The sequence below is a fragment of the Pseudomonas sp. PA-6-3C genome (assembly GCF_021605825.1).
GTDB lineage: Bacteria > Pseudomonadota > Gammaproteobacteria > Pseudomonadales > Pseudomonadaceae > Aquipseudomonas > Aquipseudomonas edaphica.
This window is the reverse complement of record NZ_WKDV01000009.1, coordinates 81,973-96,371: the sequence shown is the minus strand read 5'-3', so window position 1 is coordinate 96,371 and position 14,399 is coordinate 81,973. Positions and strand designations below refer to the sequence as shown.

The 14,399-nt window shown below is 60.3% G+C and carries 13 protein-coding genes; 11 read left to right on the top strand and 2 right to left on the bottom strand.

The window, feature by feature from the left end; translation table 11 throughout:
• The first annotated feature begins 13 nt into the window (after nucleotides 1-13).
• The 4 genes from GIW48_RS08680 (at nucleotide 14) to GIW48_RS08665 (ending at nucleotide 4,465) form a co-directional block, all read left to right on the top strand.
• Entirely contained in the window at nucleotides 14-994 is a 981-nt protein-coding gene (locus GIW48_RS08680) for a substrate-binding domain-containing protein (protein ID WP_176991441.1), read from the top strand.
• Nucleotides 991-2,490 carry an L-arabinose ABC transporter ATP-binding protein AraG gene (araG, locus tag GIW48_RS08675; RefSeq protein WP_032865806.1) on the top strand — a complete coding sequence of 500 codons (1,500 nt, stop codon included), beginning with the start codon at nucleotides 991-993 and terminating at the stop codon, nucleotides 2,488-2,490. The genes GIW48_RS08680 and araG overlap by 4 nt, the downstream gene beginning before the upstream one ends.
• Nucleotides 2,491-2,509: 19 nt before the next feature.
• Nucleotides 2,510-3,475 (top strand): L-arabinose ABC transporter permease AraH, encoded by a 966-nt coding sequence (gene araH, locus GIW48_RS08670; RefSeq protein WP_017138344.1) that lies wholly within the window; start codon nucleotides 2,510-2,512, stop codon nucleotides 3,473-3,475.
• Nucleotides 3,476-3,661: 186 nt separating this feature from the next.
• Nucleotides 3,662-4,465 (top strand): IclR family transcriptional regulator, encoded by an 804-nt coding sequence (locus tag GIW48_RS08665; RefSeq protein ID WP_017138343.1) that lies wholly within the window; start codon nucleotides 3,662-3,664, stop codon nucleotides 4,463-4,465.
• Here GIW48_RS08665 and GIW48_RS08660 read toward each other — a convergent pair whose 3' ends face one another.
• Nucleotides 4,466-5,518, bottom strand: coding sequence for an NAD(P)-dependent alcohol dehydrogenase (locus tag GIW48_RS08660; protein WP_017138342.1), 1,053 nt, complete (start codon nucleotides 5,516-5,518; stop codon nucleotides 4,466-4,468).
• A 181-nt stretch (nucleotides 5,519-5,699) separates the two neighbouring features.
• Here GIW48_RS08660 and GIW48_RS08655 point away from each other — a divergent pair, with 181 nt between their 5' ends.
• On the top strand, nucleotides 5,700-6,593 hold the full coding sequence (locus GIW48_RS08655) for an AraC family transcriptional regulator (RefSeq protein ID WP_170040892.1): 894 nt from the start codon (nucleotides 5,700-5,702) through the stop codon (nucleotides 6,591-6,593).
• Nucleotides 6,594-6,707: 114 nt separating this feature from the next.
• Here GIW48_RS08655 and GIW48_RS08650 read toward each other — a convergent pair whose 3' ends face one another.
• A complete protein-coding gene (locus tag GIW48_RS08650) occupies nucleotides 6,708-8,372 on the bottom strand; it encodes an electron transfer flavoprotein-ubiquinone oxidoreductase (RefSeq protein ID WP_017138340.1) in 1,665 nt (554 codons plus the stop codon).
• A gap of 507 nt (nucleotides 8,373-8,879) precedes the next feature.
• On the opposite strand from GIW48_RS08650, the gene GIW48_RS08645 reads away from it, so the two are divergent.
• The 6 genes from GIW48_RS08645 (at nucleotide 8,880) to GIW48_RS08620 (ending at nucleotide 14,375) form a co-directional block, all read left to right on the top strand.
• The gene (locus tag GIW48_RS08645) at nucleotides 8,880-9,629 is read left to right on the top strand and encodes an electron transfer flavoprotein subunit beta/FixA family protein (protein ID WP_017138339.1); all 750 of its coding nucleotides are present in this window, start codon (nucleotides 8,880-8,882) and stop codon (nucleotides 9,627-9,629) included.
• A gap of 2 nt (nucleotides 9,630-9,631) precedes the next feature.
• The gene (locus tag GIW48_RS08640) at nucleotides 9,632-10,561 is read left to right on the top strand and encodes an electron transfer flavoprotein subunit alpha/FixB family protein (protein ID WP_176991440.1); all 930 of its coding nucleotides are present in this window, start codon (nucleotides 9,632-9,634) and stop codon (nucleotides 10,559-10,561) included.
• 83 nt (nucleotides 10,562-10,644) lie between these two features.
• Complete coding sequence (locus GIW48_RS08635) at nucleotides 10,645-11,466, top strand: substrate-binding periplasmic protein (protein ID WP_017138338.1); 822 nt, start codon at nucleotides 10,645-10,647, stop codon at nucleotides 11,464-11,466.
• A 9-nt stretch (nucleotides 11,467-11,475) separates the two neighbouring features.
• Nucleotides 11,476-11,838, top strand: coding sequence for a DUF4398 domain-containing protein (locus GIW48_RS08630; protein ID WP_176991439.1), 363 nt, complete (start codon nucleotides 11,476-11,478; stop codon nucleotides 11,836-11,838).
• Nucleotides 11,835-12,650 carry an OmpA family protein gene (locus GIW48_RS08625; RefSeq protein WP_176991438.1) on the top strand — a complete coding sequence of 272 codons (816 nt, stop codon included), beginning with the start codon at nucleotides 11,835-11,837 and terminating at the stop codon, nucleotides 12,648-12,650. Before GIW48_RS08630 ends, GIW48_RS08625 begins: the two co-directional genes overlap by 4 nt.
• 285 nt (nucleotides 12,651-12,935) lie before the next feature.
• Nucleotides 12,936-14,375 carry an aminotransferase-like domain-containing protein gene (locus tag GIW48_RS08620; RefSeq protein WP_017138335.1) on the top strand — a complete coding sequence of 480 codons (1,440 nt, stop codon included), beginning with the start codon at nucleotides 12,936-12,938 and terminating at the stop codon, nucleotides 14,373-14,375.
• The last annotated feature ends 24 nt before the right edge of the window (nucleotides 14,376-14,399 follow it).

The following is a 14,399-nucleotide window of genomic DNA, read 5'->3' as shown; positions in this document are numbered from 1 at the left end:
AGAGAGGTGGTTCATGTTCAAGAAGACGTTAGGCGCCGTGGCGCTGGCGATGGCCTTCAGCGGTTTTGCAGCGGCCGAAGAAGTGAAGATCGGCTTCCTGGTCAAGCAGGCCGAAGAGCCTTGGTTCCAGACCGAATGGGCCTTTGCCGAAAAGGCCGGTAAGGACCAGGGCTTCACCGTGATCAAGATCGCCGTGCCCGACGGCGAGAAAACCTTGTCCGCCATCGACACCCTCGCCGCCAACGGCGCCAAGGGGTTTGTGATCTGCCCGCCAGACGTGTCCCTCGGCCCTGCGATCATGGCCAAGGCCAAGCTCAACGGCTTGAAAGTGCTGGCGGTGGATGACCGCTTCGTCGATGCCAAGGGCAAGCCCATGGAAGACGTGCCTTATGTGGGCCTGGATGCCTACAAGATCGGCCAGAAGCAAGGCGAGGCCATGGCCGCCGAAGCCAAGCATCGTAACTGGGACTGGAAGGACACCTACGCCGTCATCAACACCTTTGACGAGCTGGAAACCGGCAAAAAACGCACCGACGGTTCGGTCGAAGGCCTCAAGGTCGCCGGCTTGCCTGCTGACCACATCCTGTTCAGCGCGCAGAAAACCCTCGACGTGCCAGGCAGCATGGATTCCACCAACTCGGCGCTGGTAAAGCTGCCGGGCACCGCGAAAAACCTGATCATCGGCGGCATGAACGACAGCACCGTGCTGGGCGGCGTGCGCGCCACCGAAAGCGCCGGCTTCAAGGCGGCCAATGTGATTGGCGTGGGCATCAATGGCACTGATGCGATTGAAGAGTTGAAGAAAACCGACACCGGCTTCTACGGCTCAATGCTGCTCAGCCCCGATGCATCCGGCTACAAAACCGCCACGGCGATGTTCGAGTGGGTCACCAAAGGCACCGAGCCTGCCAAGTTCACCGCCCTGGATAACGTAACCCTCATCACCCGCGCCAACTTCAAGGAAGAGTTGAGCAAAATCGGTCTGTGGAAATGACCGGCGCGGCCTTGCGTTTCAACGGCATCGGCAAGGAGTTTCCCGGGGTCAAGGCGCTGGCGCAGATCAGCTTTGAAGCGCGGCCGCACTCGGTGCATGCGCTGATGGGCGAGAACGGCGCGGGCAAGTCCACGCTGCTCAAGATCCTCGGCGGTGCCTACACGCCCAGCAGCGGCACGGTGCAGATCGGCGAGCAGGTCATGGCGTTCAAGAACGCCGCCGACAGCATCGCCAACGGCGTGGCGGTGATTCACCAGGAGCTGCATCTGGTGCCGGAAATGACCGTGGCCGAGAACCTGTTTCTCGGGCATTTGCCGTCGCGTTTCGGCGTGGTCAATGGCGGCCAGCTGCGCAAGCAGGCGTTGGCGTGCCTTAAAGGCCTGGCCGATGAAATCGATCCGCAAGAGAAGCTTGGGCGTTTGTCCCTCGGCCAGCGCCAACTGGTGGAAATCGCCAAGGCGTTGTCCCGTGGTGCCCATGTGATTGCTTTTGACGAACCCACCAGCAGCCTGTCGGCGCGGGAAATCGACCGCTTGATGGCGATCATCACGCGCCTGCGCGATGAGGGCAAAGTGGTGCTGTATGTGTCGCATCGCATGGAAGAAGTGTTCCGTATTTGCGATGCGGTGACGGTGTTCAAGGACGGCCGTTATGTGCGCACTTTTGACGACATGGCCACACTGACTCACGACCAGTTGGTGACCTGCATGGTCGGGCGAGATATCCAGGATATCTACGATTACCGCCCGCGCGAACGCGGTGAGGTGGCGCTCAAGGTCAACGGTTTGCTTGGGCCTGGCCTGCGCGAAGCGGTCAGCCTGCAGGTGCACAAGGGCGAGATTCTCGGCCTTTTCGGGCTGGTGGGCGCCGGGCGTACCGAGCTGTTTCGTTTGCTCAGTGGCCTGGAACGCGCAACGGCCGGGCAGTTGGAATTGTTTGGGCAAGCCCTGCCATTACATTCACCACGCGATGCCATCGCCGCCGGTGTGCTGCTGTGCCCGGAGGACCGCAAAAAGGAAGGCATCATCCCGCTGTCCAGCGTGGCCGAGAACATCAACATCAGTGCGCGTGGCGCGCATTCGACCTTTGGCTGGCTGTTGCGTGAAGGCTGGGAGAAGGGCAACGCCGACAAGCAGATCAAGGCGATGAAAGTCAAAACGCCGAACGCCGAGCAGAAAATCATGTACTTGTCCGGCGGCAATCAACAGAAGGCCATTCTTGGCCGCTGGCTGTCGATGCCGATGAAAGTGTTGCTGCTGGATGAGCCCACACGCGGCATCGATATCGGCGCCAAGTCGGAGATCTACCAGATCATTCATAACCTTGCGGCCAGCGGCATTGCGGTGATTGTGGTGTCCAGCGACCTGATGGAAGTGATGGGCATCTCTGATCGCATCCTGGTGATGAGTGAAGGCGCGCTGACTGGCGAGTTGACCCGCGACCAGGCGGATGAAGCGAAGCTGTTGCAACTGGCTCTCCCGCGTTCGCGGGCTTGAAGAATTCGAGGGTATAGGTATGTCACAGGTAAAAACTGCAAAGGGCTTTTGGCCGGGTTTCAACCAACGTAAATTTCTCGATGATTGGGTGATGCTGCTCGCGGCATTGAGCATCTTTGTGCTCAGCGCGCTGTTTATCGACAACTTCCTCTCGCCGCTGAATATGCGCGGGCTGGGCCTGGCGATTTCGACGGTGGGCATCGCTGCGTGCACCATGCTGTTCTGCCTGGCGTCGGGGCATTTCGACTTGTCAGTCGGCTCGGTGATCGCCTGTGCCGGTGTGGTCGCGGGGATTGTGATTCGTGACACCGACAGCGTGGTACTCGGCGTGTCCGCTGCGTTGGCCATGGGCCTGGTAGTGGGGCTGATCAACGGCATCGTGATCGCCAAGCTGCGCATCAACGCGTTGATCGCAACCTTGGCGACCATGCAGATCGTGCGCGGGCTGGCCTATATCTTTTCCAACGGCAAGGCGGTCGGCGTGATGGACGAACGCTTCTTTGTGTTCGGCAACGGCCAACTGATGGGCGTGCCGGTGCCGATTATCATCACCGTGTTGTGCTTTGTGTTCTTCGGCTGGCTGCTCAACTACACCACCTATGGGCGCAACACCATGGCCATCGGTGGCAACCAGGAAGCGGCGTTGCTGGCCGGGGTGAATGTCGACCGCACCAAAATCATCATCTTTGCCGTGCACGGCTTGATCGGCGCATTGGCCGGGGTGATCCTCGCCTCGCGCATGACCTCGGGCCAGCCAATGATCGGCCAGGGCTTCGAGCTGACGGTAATCTCGGCGTGTGTGTTGGGCGGTGTGTCGTTGAGTGGCGGTATCGGCATGATCCGCCATGTGATTGCCGGGGTGTTGATTCTGGCGATCATCGAGAACGCGATGAACCTGAAGAACATCGACACGTTTTACCAGTATGTGATCCGGGGCTCGATCCTGCTCTTGGCGGTCATCATCGACCGCATGAAGCAACGCTGAACTCTCGCCCTATGAAGATCCAAATGTGGGAGCTGGCTTGCCTGCGATAGCGGTGGGTCAGCTAATTATTTGTAGGCTGATGCACCGCTATCGCAGGCAAGCCAGCTCCCACAATGGATCTCCTCTGTTCAGCAGGGCTGCATTTGCCATAATGGCGCCGTTTTCGTACTTCCCAATAGGCCCGATATGCAGGAAAACGCCCACATCCCCGTCAAAGACGCCGCCCCCACCGGCACCCAGACCCTGCTGCGTGGCCTGGGCGTGGTGCAAGCGGTGGCGGCGGGTGCGCGCGACTTGAAAGAGATCGCCAGGCGCATCGGCACCACCCGCAGTACCACTCACCGGCTGGCCAGTTGCCTGGTTGAGGAGCGTTACCTGCGTGTGGTGCCGCAAGTAGGTTATTTGCTCGGGCCGAAACTGATCGAACTGGGTTTTCAGGCCCGTGACGAACTGCCGCTGGTGACCCTGGCGGTGCCGTACCTGGATGAACTGTCGGCGTTGACTGGCGACACCATCCACTTGGCGATTCGTGAATACGACGATGTGCTCTACCTGCACAAGAACCCCGGCCGCTACGGCCCGGAAATGCGCTCGCGAGTCGGCCATCGCATGCCGCTGGCGCGCACCGGTGTGGGCAAGGCAATGTTGCTGGATGACTCTGTGCAGGAGTGGCAGCGCCTGTATGAAGCCAGCCTGCCCGCCGAGGGCAAGAGCCAGCAATGGCCAGCGCACCCGGAGCAATCCTGGGCGCAGTTCGAGCAGCGCATGCGCGAATACGTGGAGGGTGGGTATGCGTTCGACCTGGAAGACAACGAACCGTCGATCCGTTGTGTGGCGGCACCGGTGCGCGATGCCAGCCGGCGAATCGTCGCCGGCATCAGCATCGCCAGTACCGTGCCCTACATGCCGCTGGAAAAGATGGCCGAGCTGATCCCTGTGATCAAACAGGTCGCAGCGCGGCTGTCAGCGGAGTTGGGCGCTAAGGCCTGATCAGGCCTTCAAGGTCGCCATGTCGATGACAAAGCGGTACTTCACATCGCCGGCGATCATGCGGGTGTAAGCCTCGTTGATCTGGCGGATATCGAGCATTTCGATATCGCAGGTGATGTTGTGCTCGGCGCAGAAATCCAGCACTTCCTGGGTTTCGGCAATGCCGCCGATCAACGAACCGGCCAGCACTTTACGGCCCAGCACCAGCTTGGCAGCGTTCACCGGTGGGTCGACCGGTTCGATCAAGCCAACCAGGATATGCACGCCGTCAAAGCGCAGCACGTCGAGGTAGGGGTTCAGGTCGTGTTGCACCGGAATGGTGTCCAGCAGGAAATCGAAGCTGCCGGCGGCGGCTTTCATCTGCTCGGCATCGGTGGACACGATGACATGGTCGGCACCCTGGCGACGGCCTTCTTCAGCCTTGCTCGCGGAGCGGGTGAACAGCGTAACTTCTGCGCCCATGGCCTTGGCGAACTTGATGCCCATGTGGCCCAGGCCGCCCATGCCCAGCACGCCGACTTTGTCGCCAGCCTTCACGCCGTAGTGCTTGAGTGGCGAGTAGGTGGTGATGCCTGCGCACAGAATCGGCGCGGCGCTGGCCAGGTCGAGCTTGGCCGGGATCTTCACCACGAAGTGCTCACTGACGACGATGCTGTCGGAGTAGCCGCCCATGGTGTTGCTGCCATCCACCCGGTCCGGGGTGGCGTAGGTCATGGTCGGGCCTTCGAGGCAGTACTGCTCAAGGTCCGCATGGCAAGCGTCGCAGTGGCGGCACGAATCAACCATGCAGCCCACGCCCACCAGGTCGCCGACTTTGTGCGCGGTCACGCTGGCGCCGACGGCGGTGACTTTGCCGACGATCTCGTGGCCCGGCATCAGCGGGTACACGGCGATGCCCCACTCGTTGCGTGCCTGGTGGATGTCGGAGTGGCATACGCCGCAGTACAGAATCTCGATGGCTACATCGTCGGCGCGCGGGCTGCGGCGTTCGAAGGACATGGGGGCGAGGGGAGTGGTGGCCGACTGGGCGGCATAACCGATGGCGGTGTACATACAGAAACCTCGCAAAAGGATTGACTAGGGAGGCGGCGTATTTTCCGCGCAGGGCCGGGATGCGGCCATGGCGATTGCTCCGAACCTCATGCCTATTCGTCCGGGAGTGCCCTGTGTTTGGATTCATGTGCGCTCAGACCTGCGATGATGCTCTTATCCCTTTTTAACGAAGTTTTTTGCCATGTTGTTGACCCGCCATCTCGATGCCAATGCCACGCTGGTTGCCTTGATTGAGGACCTCACGCCCTGCGACGGTTTCTCCCCGACGTACCTGCCCGGTGTGAAGGTATTGCGCGCCAGTTGCGACGTGGCACGCGGCCCGCAGATCTACGAACCGAGCCTGATGTTTGTGGCTCAGGGCAGCAAAGTCGCCTATTTAGGCCCACGCACACTGGAGTATGGCGCCGGGCACTACCTGATCCAGGCGATGCCGGTGCCGTTCGAATGCGAAACCTTTGCCCTGGCGCCCGACGCGCCGCTGTACGGGGTTACCGTGGGGATTGATCGCGTGGTGCTCGGCGAACTGGTCATGGCCATGGGCATGCAGGCCGGGCCGCCGCCGACGGCGCAGACATTGGAATCCATGAGCTCGGTGATGCTCGATGATGCAATGCGCGGCAGCGTCGAACGGCTATTGCAGTGCCTGCACGATCCGCTGGAAAGCCGGATCATGGGCCCGGCGCGGGTCCGGGAAGTGTTGTTTACCGCGTTACGCGGGCCACAGGCGGATGTGCTGCGTGCCTTGGTGGAACAACAAGGGCAATTCTCACGTATTGCCACCTCGTTGAATCACCTGCATGCCCATTACGCCGAGCCGCTGAACATTGAGACGTTGGCCGGGTATGCGCATATGAGTGCGTCGACCTTTCATGAGCACTTCAAGCGTTGCACGCTGCTGTCGCCGGTGCAGTATTTGAAGCGCTTGCGGTTGTTGAAGGCTCAGCAGTTGCTGCTGGTGGAAGGCTTGGGCGTGGCGCAGGCGGCGCACAACGTGGGGTATCAGAGTACGTCGCAGTTCAGTCGGGAATATAAGCGTTACTTCTTGCGCAACCCGGGTGAAGAACGGGCGGCGTAGGTCAGGCAACACACTCTCTAAATGTGGGAGCTGGCAAGCCAGCTCCCACATTGGATCTGTGCCGGGCATAAAAAAGGCTCCCGTTTGGGAGCCTTTTTTGTTCAAGCAACTGCCTTACATATTCGGGTAAGTCGGCCCACCCGCGCCTTCCGGCGTAACCCACGTGATGTTCTGCGAAGGGTCCTTGATGTCACAGGTCTTGCAGTGCACGCAGTTCTGGGCGTTGATCTGGAAGCGCTTCTCACCGTCTTCCTTGGTGATCACTTCATACACGCCAGCCGGGCAGTAGCGCTGCGCCGGTTCATCGTAGAGCGGCAGGTTGGTGCCGATCGGGATGCTCGGGTCTTTTAGCTTCAAGTGGCACGGCTGCTCTTCTTCGTGGTTGGTACCGGAGATGAACACCGAGCTCAGCTTGTCGAAGCTCAGTTTGCCGTCGGGTTTTGGGTAGTCGATCTTCTTGCTGTCCTTGGCGAGCTTCAGGCAGGCGTAATCCGGCTTGGTGTCGTGCAAGGTAAACGGCATTTTGCCGCCGAGGATGTTCTGGTCGAACCAGTTGAAGCCGGCGCCGATGATCGGGCCGAACTTGTGCATCGCCGGGCCGAAGTTGCGGCTGGCGAACAGCTCTTCGTAGAGCCAGCTGGCCTTGAAACCGTCGACGTAGTTGGTCAGTTCGTCACCGCCTTCGGAGTCCGCGAACAGGCGCTCGGCCACGGCGTCGGCAGCGAGCATGCCGGACTTCATTGCGGTGTGGCTGCCTTTGATCTTGGCCACGTTCATGGTGCCCAGGTCGCAGCCGATCAAGGCGCCGCCTTTGAAGACCATCTTCGGCAACGAGTTGATGCCGCCTTTGGCCAGGGCACGCGCGCCGTAGCTGACGCGTTTGCCGCCTTCCAGGTATTGCGCCAGCACCGGGTGGTGCTTGAGGCGCTGGAACTCATCGAACGGCGACAGGAAGGTGTTGCTGTAGGACAGGTCGACGATCAGGCCGACAACCACCTGGTTGTTTTCCAGGTGATAAAGGAACGAGCCGCCGGTGTTCTCGTTGCTCATGATGTCCAGCGGCCAGCCGGCGGTATGAACCACCAGGCCAGGCTGATGCTTGGCCGGGTCGATTTCCCAGATTTCCTTGAGGCCGATGCCGTAGTGCTGGGCGTCGGCGTCGCTGTCCAGGTTAAAACGCTGGATCAGTTGCTTGCCGATGTGGCCACGGCAACCTTCGGCGAACAGCGTGTACTTGCCACGCAGCTCCATGCCTGGGGTGTACACGCCTTCTTTTGGATGGCCTTCGCGGTCGACGCCGAGGTCGCCGGTGATGATCCCGCGCACCACGCCGTTCTCGTCGAACAGCGCTTCCTGGGCGGCGAAGCCTGGGTAGACTTCTACGCCCAGGTTCTCGGCCTGCTGGGCCAGCCAGCGGCACAGGTTGCCCAGGGAGATAATGTAGTTGCCTTCGTTGTGCATGGTCTTGGGCACGAAGAAGTCAGGCACCTTGGTGGAGGCTTCAGGGCTGCGCAGTACATAGATGTCGTCGCGCACAACCGGGGTATTGAGCGGAGCGCCGAGTTCCTTCCAGTCCGGGAACAGTTCGTTCAGGGCGCGTGGTTCGAACACGGCACCGGAGAGGATGTGAGCGCCGACTTCGGAGCCTTTCTCGACCACGCAGACGCTGATTTCTTTACCGGCTTCGGCGGCCTTCTGCTTCAGTCGGCAGGCGGCAGACAGGCCTGCCGGGCCAGCGCCGACGATGACCACGTCGAATTCCATGTATTCGCGTTCCACAGGCTATCTCCTACTCAAGGCTCAACAGGCTTTTTTTTCTAATGGATGGAGGTTCGGTGTCGTCTTGCAACAACGGCAAGACCCACCTTTCTCTCTAGGTGGCGCATTATATCTACACCACTGGCAGCGTCCAATACAAACGTTTGTTTGAATTGCTCGCAGGCTAGGTAAATCAAAGCAACGCGGCTTATGACTGGCTATTTTGGCGTATTGACCAGAATAGGCGTTCCGGTCAATATACGGTCGGTTTTGCGCTTACCGTAGGCAGACAGCAGGTTTCAAGAGCACGTCCAAAAGCAAGACAGGTGACGCGTGCCTAAATAATGGTGCGCAGTTTACACACTGCGATAAAGAATGACCTCTCAGTCACCCCTGACGAACGGTCATCATTTCCCCATCGCTAAGTCATCCGCCGAAGTTTTTGGAGGTGCCCTTGTGTGCCGATGAGCATCAACCGCCAGGTTCGCCTAGGCGACTTTCTTTTCACCGGAGAGTAACGAGGAATCCATGAAGGTTCTTGTAGCTGTCAAACGCGTTGTCGATTACAACGTGAAAGTTCGCGTCAAGGCGGACAATTCCGGCGTCGACCTTGCTAACGTCAAAATGTCGATGAACCCTTTCTGCGAAATCGCTGTGGAAGAAGCTGTACGCCTGAAAGAGAAAGGCGTGGCGACTGAAATCGTGGTGGTTTCCATCGGCCCTACCACTGCTCAAGAGCAGCTGCGTACCGCCCTGGCCCTGGGCGCCGACCGCGCCATTCTGGTTGAGTCGGCTGAAGACCTGACCTCCCTGGCCGTGGCCAAGTTGCTCAAGGCCGTTGTCGACAAGGAACAGCCTCAGCTGGTGATCCTCGGCAAACAAGCCATCGACAGCGACAACAACCAGACTGGCCAGATGCTGGCTGCGCTGACCGGTTACGGCCAGGGCACCTTCGCTTCCAAAGTCGAAGTGAGCGGCGACAGCGTCGCTGTGACCCGTGAAATCGACGGCGGCGCACAGACCGTTTCGTTGAAACTGCCGGCCATCGTCACCACCGACCTGCGTTTGAACGAGCCGCGCTATGCGTCCCTGCCAAACATCATGAAAGCCAAGAAGAAGCCGCTTGAGTCGGTGACTCCAGAAGCTTTGGGCGTTTCCACCGCCTCTACCAACAAGACCGTCAAGGTTGAAGCACCGGCTGCACGCAGCGCGGGCATCAAGGTCAAGTCGGTGGCTGAATTGGTCGAGAAACTGAAAAACGAAGCGAAGGTGATCTGATCATGGCTATCCTCGTAATCGCCGAACACGACAACAAGGTGCTGGCCCCGGCCACGCTGAACACCGTGGCCGCTGCCGCTAAAATCGGTGGCGACATTCACGTGCTGGTAGCTGGCCTTGGCGCTGGCGCCGTGGCTGAAGCCGCTGCGAAAATCGCGGGCGTGAGCAAAGTCCTTAACGCTGACAACGCCGCCTACGCGCATCAGCTGCCGGAAAACGTTGCTCCGCTGGTAGCTGAGCTGGGCGCTGGCTACAGCCACATCCTGGCTGCTGCTACCTCCAACGGCAAAAACATCCTGCCACGCGTTGCCGCGCAGCTGGACGTTGACCAGATCTCCGAGATCATCTCGGTAGAAAGCGCTGACACCTTCAAGCGCCCGATCTACGCCGGTAATGCTATCGCCACCGTACAGTCCAACGCTTCGGTCAAAGTCATCACCGTGCGTGCCACCGGTTTCGACCCGGTTGCCGCTGAAGGTGGTTCGGCTGCCATTGAAGCTGTGGCTGCTGCCCACGACGCTGGCACTTCCAGCTTTGTTGGCGAAGAGCTGGCCAAGTCGGATCGCCCTGAGCTGACCGCTGCCAAAATCGTCGTTTCCGGCGGCCGCGGCATGCAGAACGGTGACAACTTCAAACACCTGTACGCCCTGGCCGACAAGCTGGGCGCTGCGGTCGGCGCTTCCCGCGCGGCCGTCGACGCAGGTTTCGTACCCAACGACATGCAGGTCGGCCAGACCGGCAAAATCGTTGCGCCACAGTTGTACATCGCCGTCGGTATCTCCGGCGCGATCCAGCACTTGGCCGGTATGAAAGACTCCAAAGTGATCGTTGCGATCAACAAGGACGAAGAAGCGCCAATCTTCCAGGTGGCTGATTACGGCCTGGTTGCGGACTTGTTCGAAGCCGTACCAGAGCTTTCGAAGCTGGTCTAATCCAGTTGCTTCACTTATAAAGAGCCCGGTCTTGTGACCGGGCTTTTTTTTGCCCGGCTTTTTTGAACATCGGAGAAACCGCCATGGATCTGCGTCCCGTATTGCTGGCACTGACACTTGGATTGGCGCTACTGCCCGGCCTCGCGCTGGCTGCCGGCAAATGTGAGCGCCTGGTGATCACCGGCAGCCCGGACGCGCCGCCGTTGCTGTGGCGTGACCCTCAAGACCCAACGCACCTGATCGGCGCCACGGCTGATGTACTGCAACAAATCGGCAAGGACCTGGGCCTTAAAATCGACCTGCTTTACGGCGGCAAACGCTCCCTGGCCCTGGATGAAGTGCGCAGCGGGCGCATGGACATTCTCGCCGATGCGCCGCTGAACCTCGGCGAGCTGGAAACCCTCGACTACATCCACCCGGCGCTGGTGCAGATCGACTACCTGGTGTGGACGCGCAAGGATTCGCCGCTGGTCTACACCAGCGCTGAAGACTTGCACGGGCATAAAGGCGCGGTCTCCGAGCGTGCGCGCTTGAGCGCTGGTTTCGACACCTTCGCCGGCCAGCAGCTCAGCTTGCAACGCCTGCCCAACTTGACCCCGGCGTTCCAGAAACTGCTGCTGGGTGAAGTCGACTACGTGCTGGCCGGGCGCTACTCGGGCATGGCCATGGCCCAGACGCTGGGCATGAGCAACGACCTTGTCGCCCGTGAAATACCCGTCGACCAGCCCGGCCTGTACCTGGCGATTTCCCACAACTCCGCCTGCAACGATCCGTGGCTGCGCGGACAGCTGGCGAAAAAGATGACAGAATTACCCGCGTCTGGTGTCGCGCAAGCCGCTTTGCAGCGCAACCTCGAACGCTGGAAAGCGCAATTGCAGCAACCCGTCGGCACCCCAGCAAAGTAAGGATTTTCAGTGACTCTTCGACCTCTTTTCGCGGCCCTCGCCGTTGTCGCTCTGGCGGGATGTGCAGTTGATCCTGCGCCGAACGAACAAATACGCCTCACCCAGCAGGCCTTGGAACAGGCCAACGCCGTGGGCGCCAGCACCGATGAATCGCCTGAACTGAAACTGGCTGAAGACAAGTTCGCCAAGGCCCGGGCCGACATGGCCGACCAATCCTACAAAGATGCGCGCATGCAGGCCGAACAGGCCGAGCTGGACGCGCGTCTGGCTGAAGCGCGGGTATTGACGCGCAAAAGCCAGGAACAGTTGAACGTGCTTAACACCCGCATCGCCCGACTGCGCAAACAATTGCAGCTGGGAGAAGCCCAATGAGCCCGCTGATCCGTGGTTTGAGTTGTGTGTTGCTGCTGGGCAGCGCGGCAATGGGCGGTTGCGCCAGCCAACCCAACAGCGAGCAGGCGTTGCAGCAGGCCGGCAGCGACTTCCAGAAGGTCAAGGAAGACGCGAATGTGCTGCGTTTTGCGCCCAAGGATGTGATTCGTGCCGGCGAATCCCTGGCCCGCGCCGATCGCTTGTCCAGCTACTGGGGCAGCGGCCCCGACGTGGTGCATTACGCCTACCTGAGCCAGCGCTACAGTGAGATCGCCCGCGAACACACCGAGCAGGGGCTTAACGCCGAGCGCGGCACCAAGCTGGAGCTGGAACGCCAGCGCCTGCAATTGGCCCTGCGTGAGAGCAAGTTGGCGAGCGTGCAGCAGCAAGGCAAGTGGCTCGAAGAGCAAATCGCCAGCCTGACCACCACCCAGACCAATCGCGGCCTGGTCATGACGTTGGGCGATGTGTTGTTCGACACCGGTGACGCCGAGCTGCAAAACTCGGCCAACCGCACCGTGCTGAAAATTGTGCAGTTCTTGCAGTTGAACCCCAAGCGCGTGGTGCGCATCGAGGGTTATACCGACAACACCGGTGGCGAGCAGGAAAACCTCAAGCTGTCGCGCGACCGTGCGCAATCGGTGGCTGATGTGCTGATGGACCTGGGGATTGATGAAAAACGTATCCAGGTCGAGGGCTACGGTGACCAGTACCCGGTAGAGGCCAACGCCTCAGAGCGCGGCCGCGCGCAGAACCGCCGGGTGGAAATTGTGTTCTCCGACGAAAAAGGCCAGCTGGGCGCCGCTCGCTAAAAACCTGCATCGATCAGTGTGGGAGCTGGCTTGCCTGCGATGCAGGCGCCTCGGTATGTCAGGCAAACCGAGGCGATACTATCGCAGGCAAGCCAGCTCCCCACAGGTTGCCGCGTACACACAGAACCGATCATTGATCGGTTTTTTTATGCACCTTGCCCCTACAGTTTTCTCTATCACTGCCGCCCGCGCTCGACTATTGTGGCAACTGTCCCCGTACACTTCTAAACTGTGCCGGTATGTTTCACACAAAAATAAAATACCCGTGAAATCGAGTGCTGCGTCATGACCAATCTGTTGCTTTACCAACGTATCGCCCAGCAACTGGCTGAGGACATCCGGCGCGGTGTCTATCAACCCGGCGAGCGCGTGCCTTCGGTGCGCAAGATGAGCTCACAGCTCAACGTCAGCCACGCCACGGTGTTGCAGGCGTATGCGAACCTGGAAGACCAGGGGCTGATCCGCGCGCGGCCGCAGTCGGGTTATTACGTGCACCAGACGCCTGCGCTCACGGCGCCGACGCCGGATATCGCCCGGGTTGAGCGTCCGGGGTTGGTCACGCGCAGCAGCATTATCCAGCAGGTATTGGTCGAGTCGCGCCGCGAAGGCGTGTTCCCGTTGGGTGCGGCCGTGCCGAGTGTCGATTATTTGCCGGTGCGCGCGTTGCACCAGCAACTGGCCAAGGTCACGCGCTTCCAAAGCCCACGGGCCTTCAGCTACATGTTCAGCCCGGGTTTTGAACCATTGCGCCGCCAGGTGGCGATTCGCATGCGCGATGCTGGCGTGGTAGTGGACCCCTCCGAAGTGGTGATCACCCACGGGTGCGTTGATGCGTTGCAGATGTCGTTGCGCGTACTGACCCGTCCGGGCGACCTCATCGCGGCTGAATCACCGACCTATTACGGCTTGCTGCAACTGGCCGACCTGCTGGGCCTCAAAGTCATCGAGATCCCCAGCGACCCGGCTACGGGCATGAGCCTTGAGGCGCTGCAACTGGCGGCCAACCAATGGTCGATCAAGGCCTTGGTGCTGACCACGCGCCTGAGCAATCCGCTGGGCGCGACCATGCCCGAGGAACGGCAGAAACAGTTGCTGCGCCTGGCCTCGGATTTCGATATCCAGATCGTCGAGGACGATATCTACGGCGAGCTGATGTTCGAACTGGGCCGCACCAAGGCGCTCAAAGCCTATGACCGCCTGGATCGGGTGATCTACTGCTCGAGTTTCTCCAAAACCCTGTCCCCCGGCGTGCGCATCGGCTGGATGATTGCCGGCAAGTACCAGCAGGAAATCCAGCGGCTGCAAATGTTCAGCACCCACTCGGCGTGCAGCGTCACCCAGATGGGTGTGGCGGCGTACCTGGAGAACGGTGGCTACGACCGGCACCTGCGCTACATCCGCCAGGAATACCGCAAGAACCTCAGCGCATTCCAGCTGGCGGTGCAGCAGTATTTCCCCGAAGGCACGCAGATGACCCGGCCGACCGGCGGCTTTATCCTGTGGGTCAGTTTGCCCGGCAGGGTCAATACCCAGGAACTGCACGTGCGTGCGCTGCAGCAGGGCATCAGCATTGCACCGGGAGTCATCTTCAGTAATACGGAACAGTTTAACCACTGTATTCGCCTTAACTGCGGCACGCCGTGGAACCGTGAGGCAGAGCGGGCGCTGATGACGCTGGGGATGTTGGCCAGCCAGTTGTGCCAGGAAACTGCGGCCGGGTTTTGAACCAGGGCTGAGGCGCGTAAAGGG

Bases quoted from the DNA above. Each gene is read 5' to 3' on its own strand.
- GIW48_RS08635 (WP_017138338.1), top strand. From the start codon at position 10,645: ATGGATCTGCGTCCCGTATTGCTGGCACTGACACTTGGATTGGCGCTA.
- GIW48_RS08645 (WP_017138339.1), top strand. From the start codon at position 8,880: ATGAAGGTTCTTGTAGCTGTCAAACGCGTTGTCGATTACAACGTGAAA.
- GIW48_RS08680 (WP_176991441.1), top strand. From the start codon at position 14: ATGTTCAAGAAGACGTTAGGCGCCGTGGCGCTGGCGATGGCCTTCAGC.
- GIW48_RS08655 (WP_170040892.1), top strand. From the start codon at position 5,700: ATGTTGTTGACCCGCCATCTCGATGCCAATGCCACGCTGGTTGCCTTG.
- GIW48_RS08665 (WP_017138343.1), top strand. From the start codon at position 3,662: ATGCAGGAAAACGCCCACATCCCCGTCAAAGACGCCGCCCCCACCGGC.
- araG (WP_032865806.1), top strand. From the start codon at position 991: ATGACCGGCGCGGCCTTGCGTTTCAACGGCATCGGCAAGGAGTTTCCC.
- araH (WP_017138344.1), top strand. From the start codon at position 2,510: ATGTCACAGGTAAAAACTGCAAAGGGCTTTTGGCCGGGTTTCAACCAA.
- GIW48_RS08620 (WP_017138335.1), top strand. From the start codon at position 12,936: ATGACCAATCTGTTGCTTTACCAACGTATCGCCCAGCAACTGGCTGAG.
- GIW48_RS08660 (WP_017138342.1), bottom strand. From the start codon at position 5,518: ATGTACACCGCCATCGGTTATGCCGCCCAGTCGGCCACCACTCCCCTC.
- GIW48_RS08640 (WP_176991440.1), top strand. From the start codon at position 9,632: ATGGCTATCCTCGTAATCGCCGAACACGACAACAAGGTGCTGGCCCCG.
- GIW48_RS08625 (WP_176991438.1), top strand. From the start codon at position 11,835: ATGAGCCCGCTGATCCGTGGTTTGAGTTGTGTGTTGCTGCTGGGCAGC.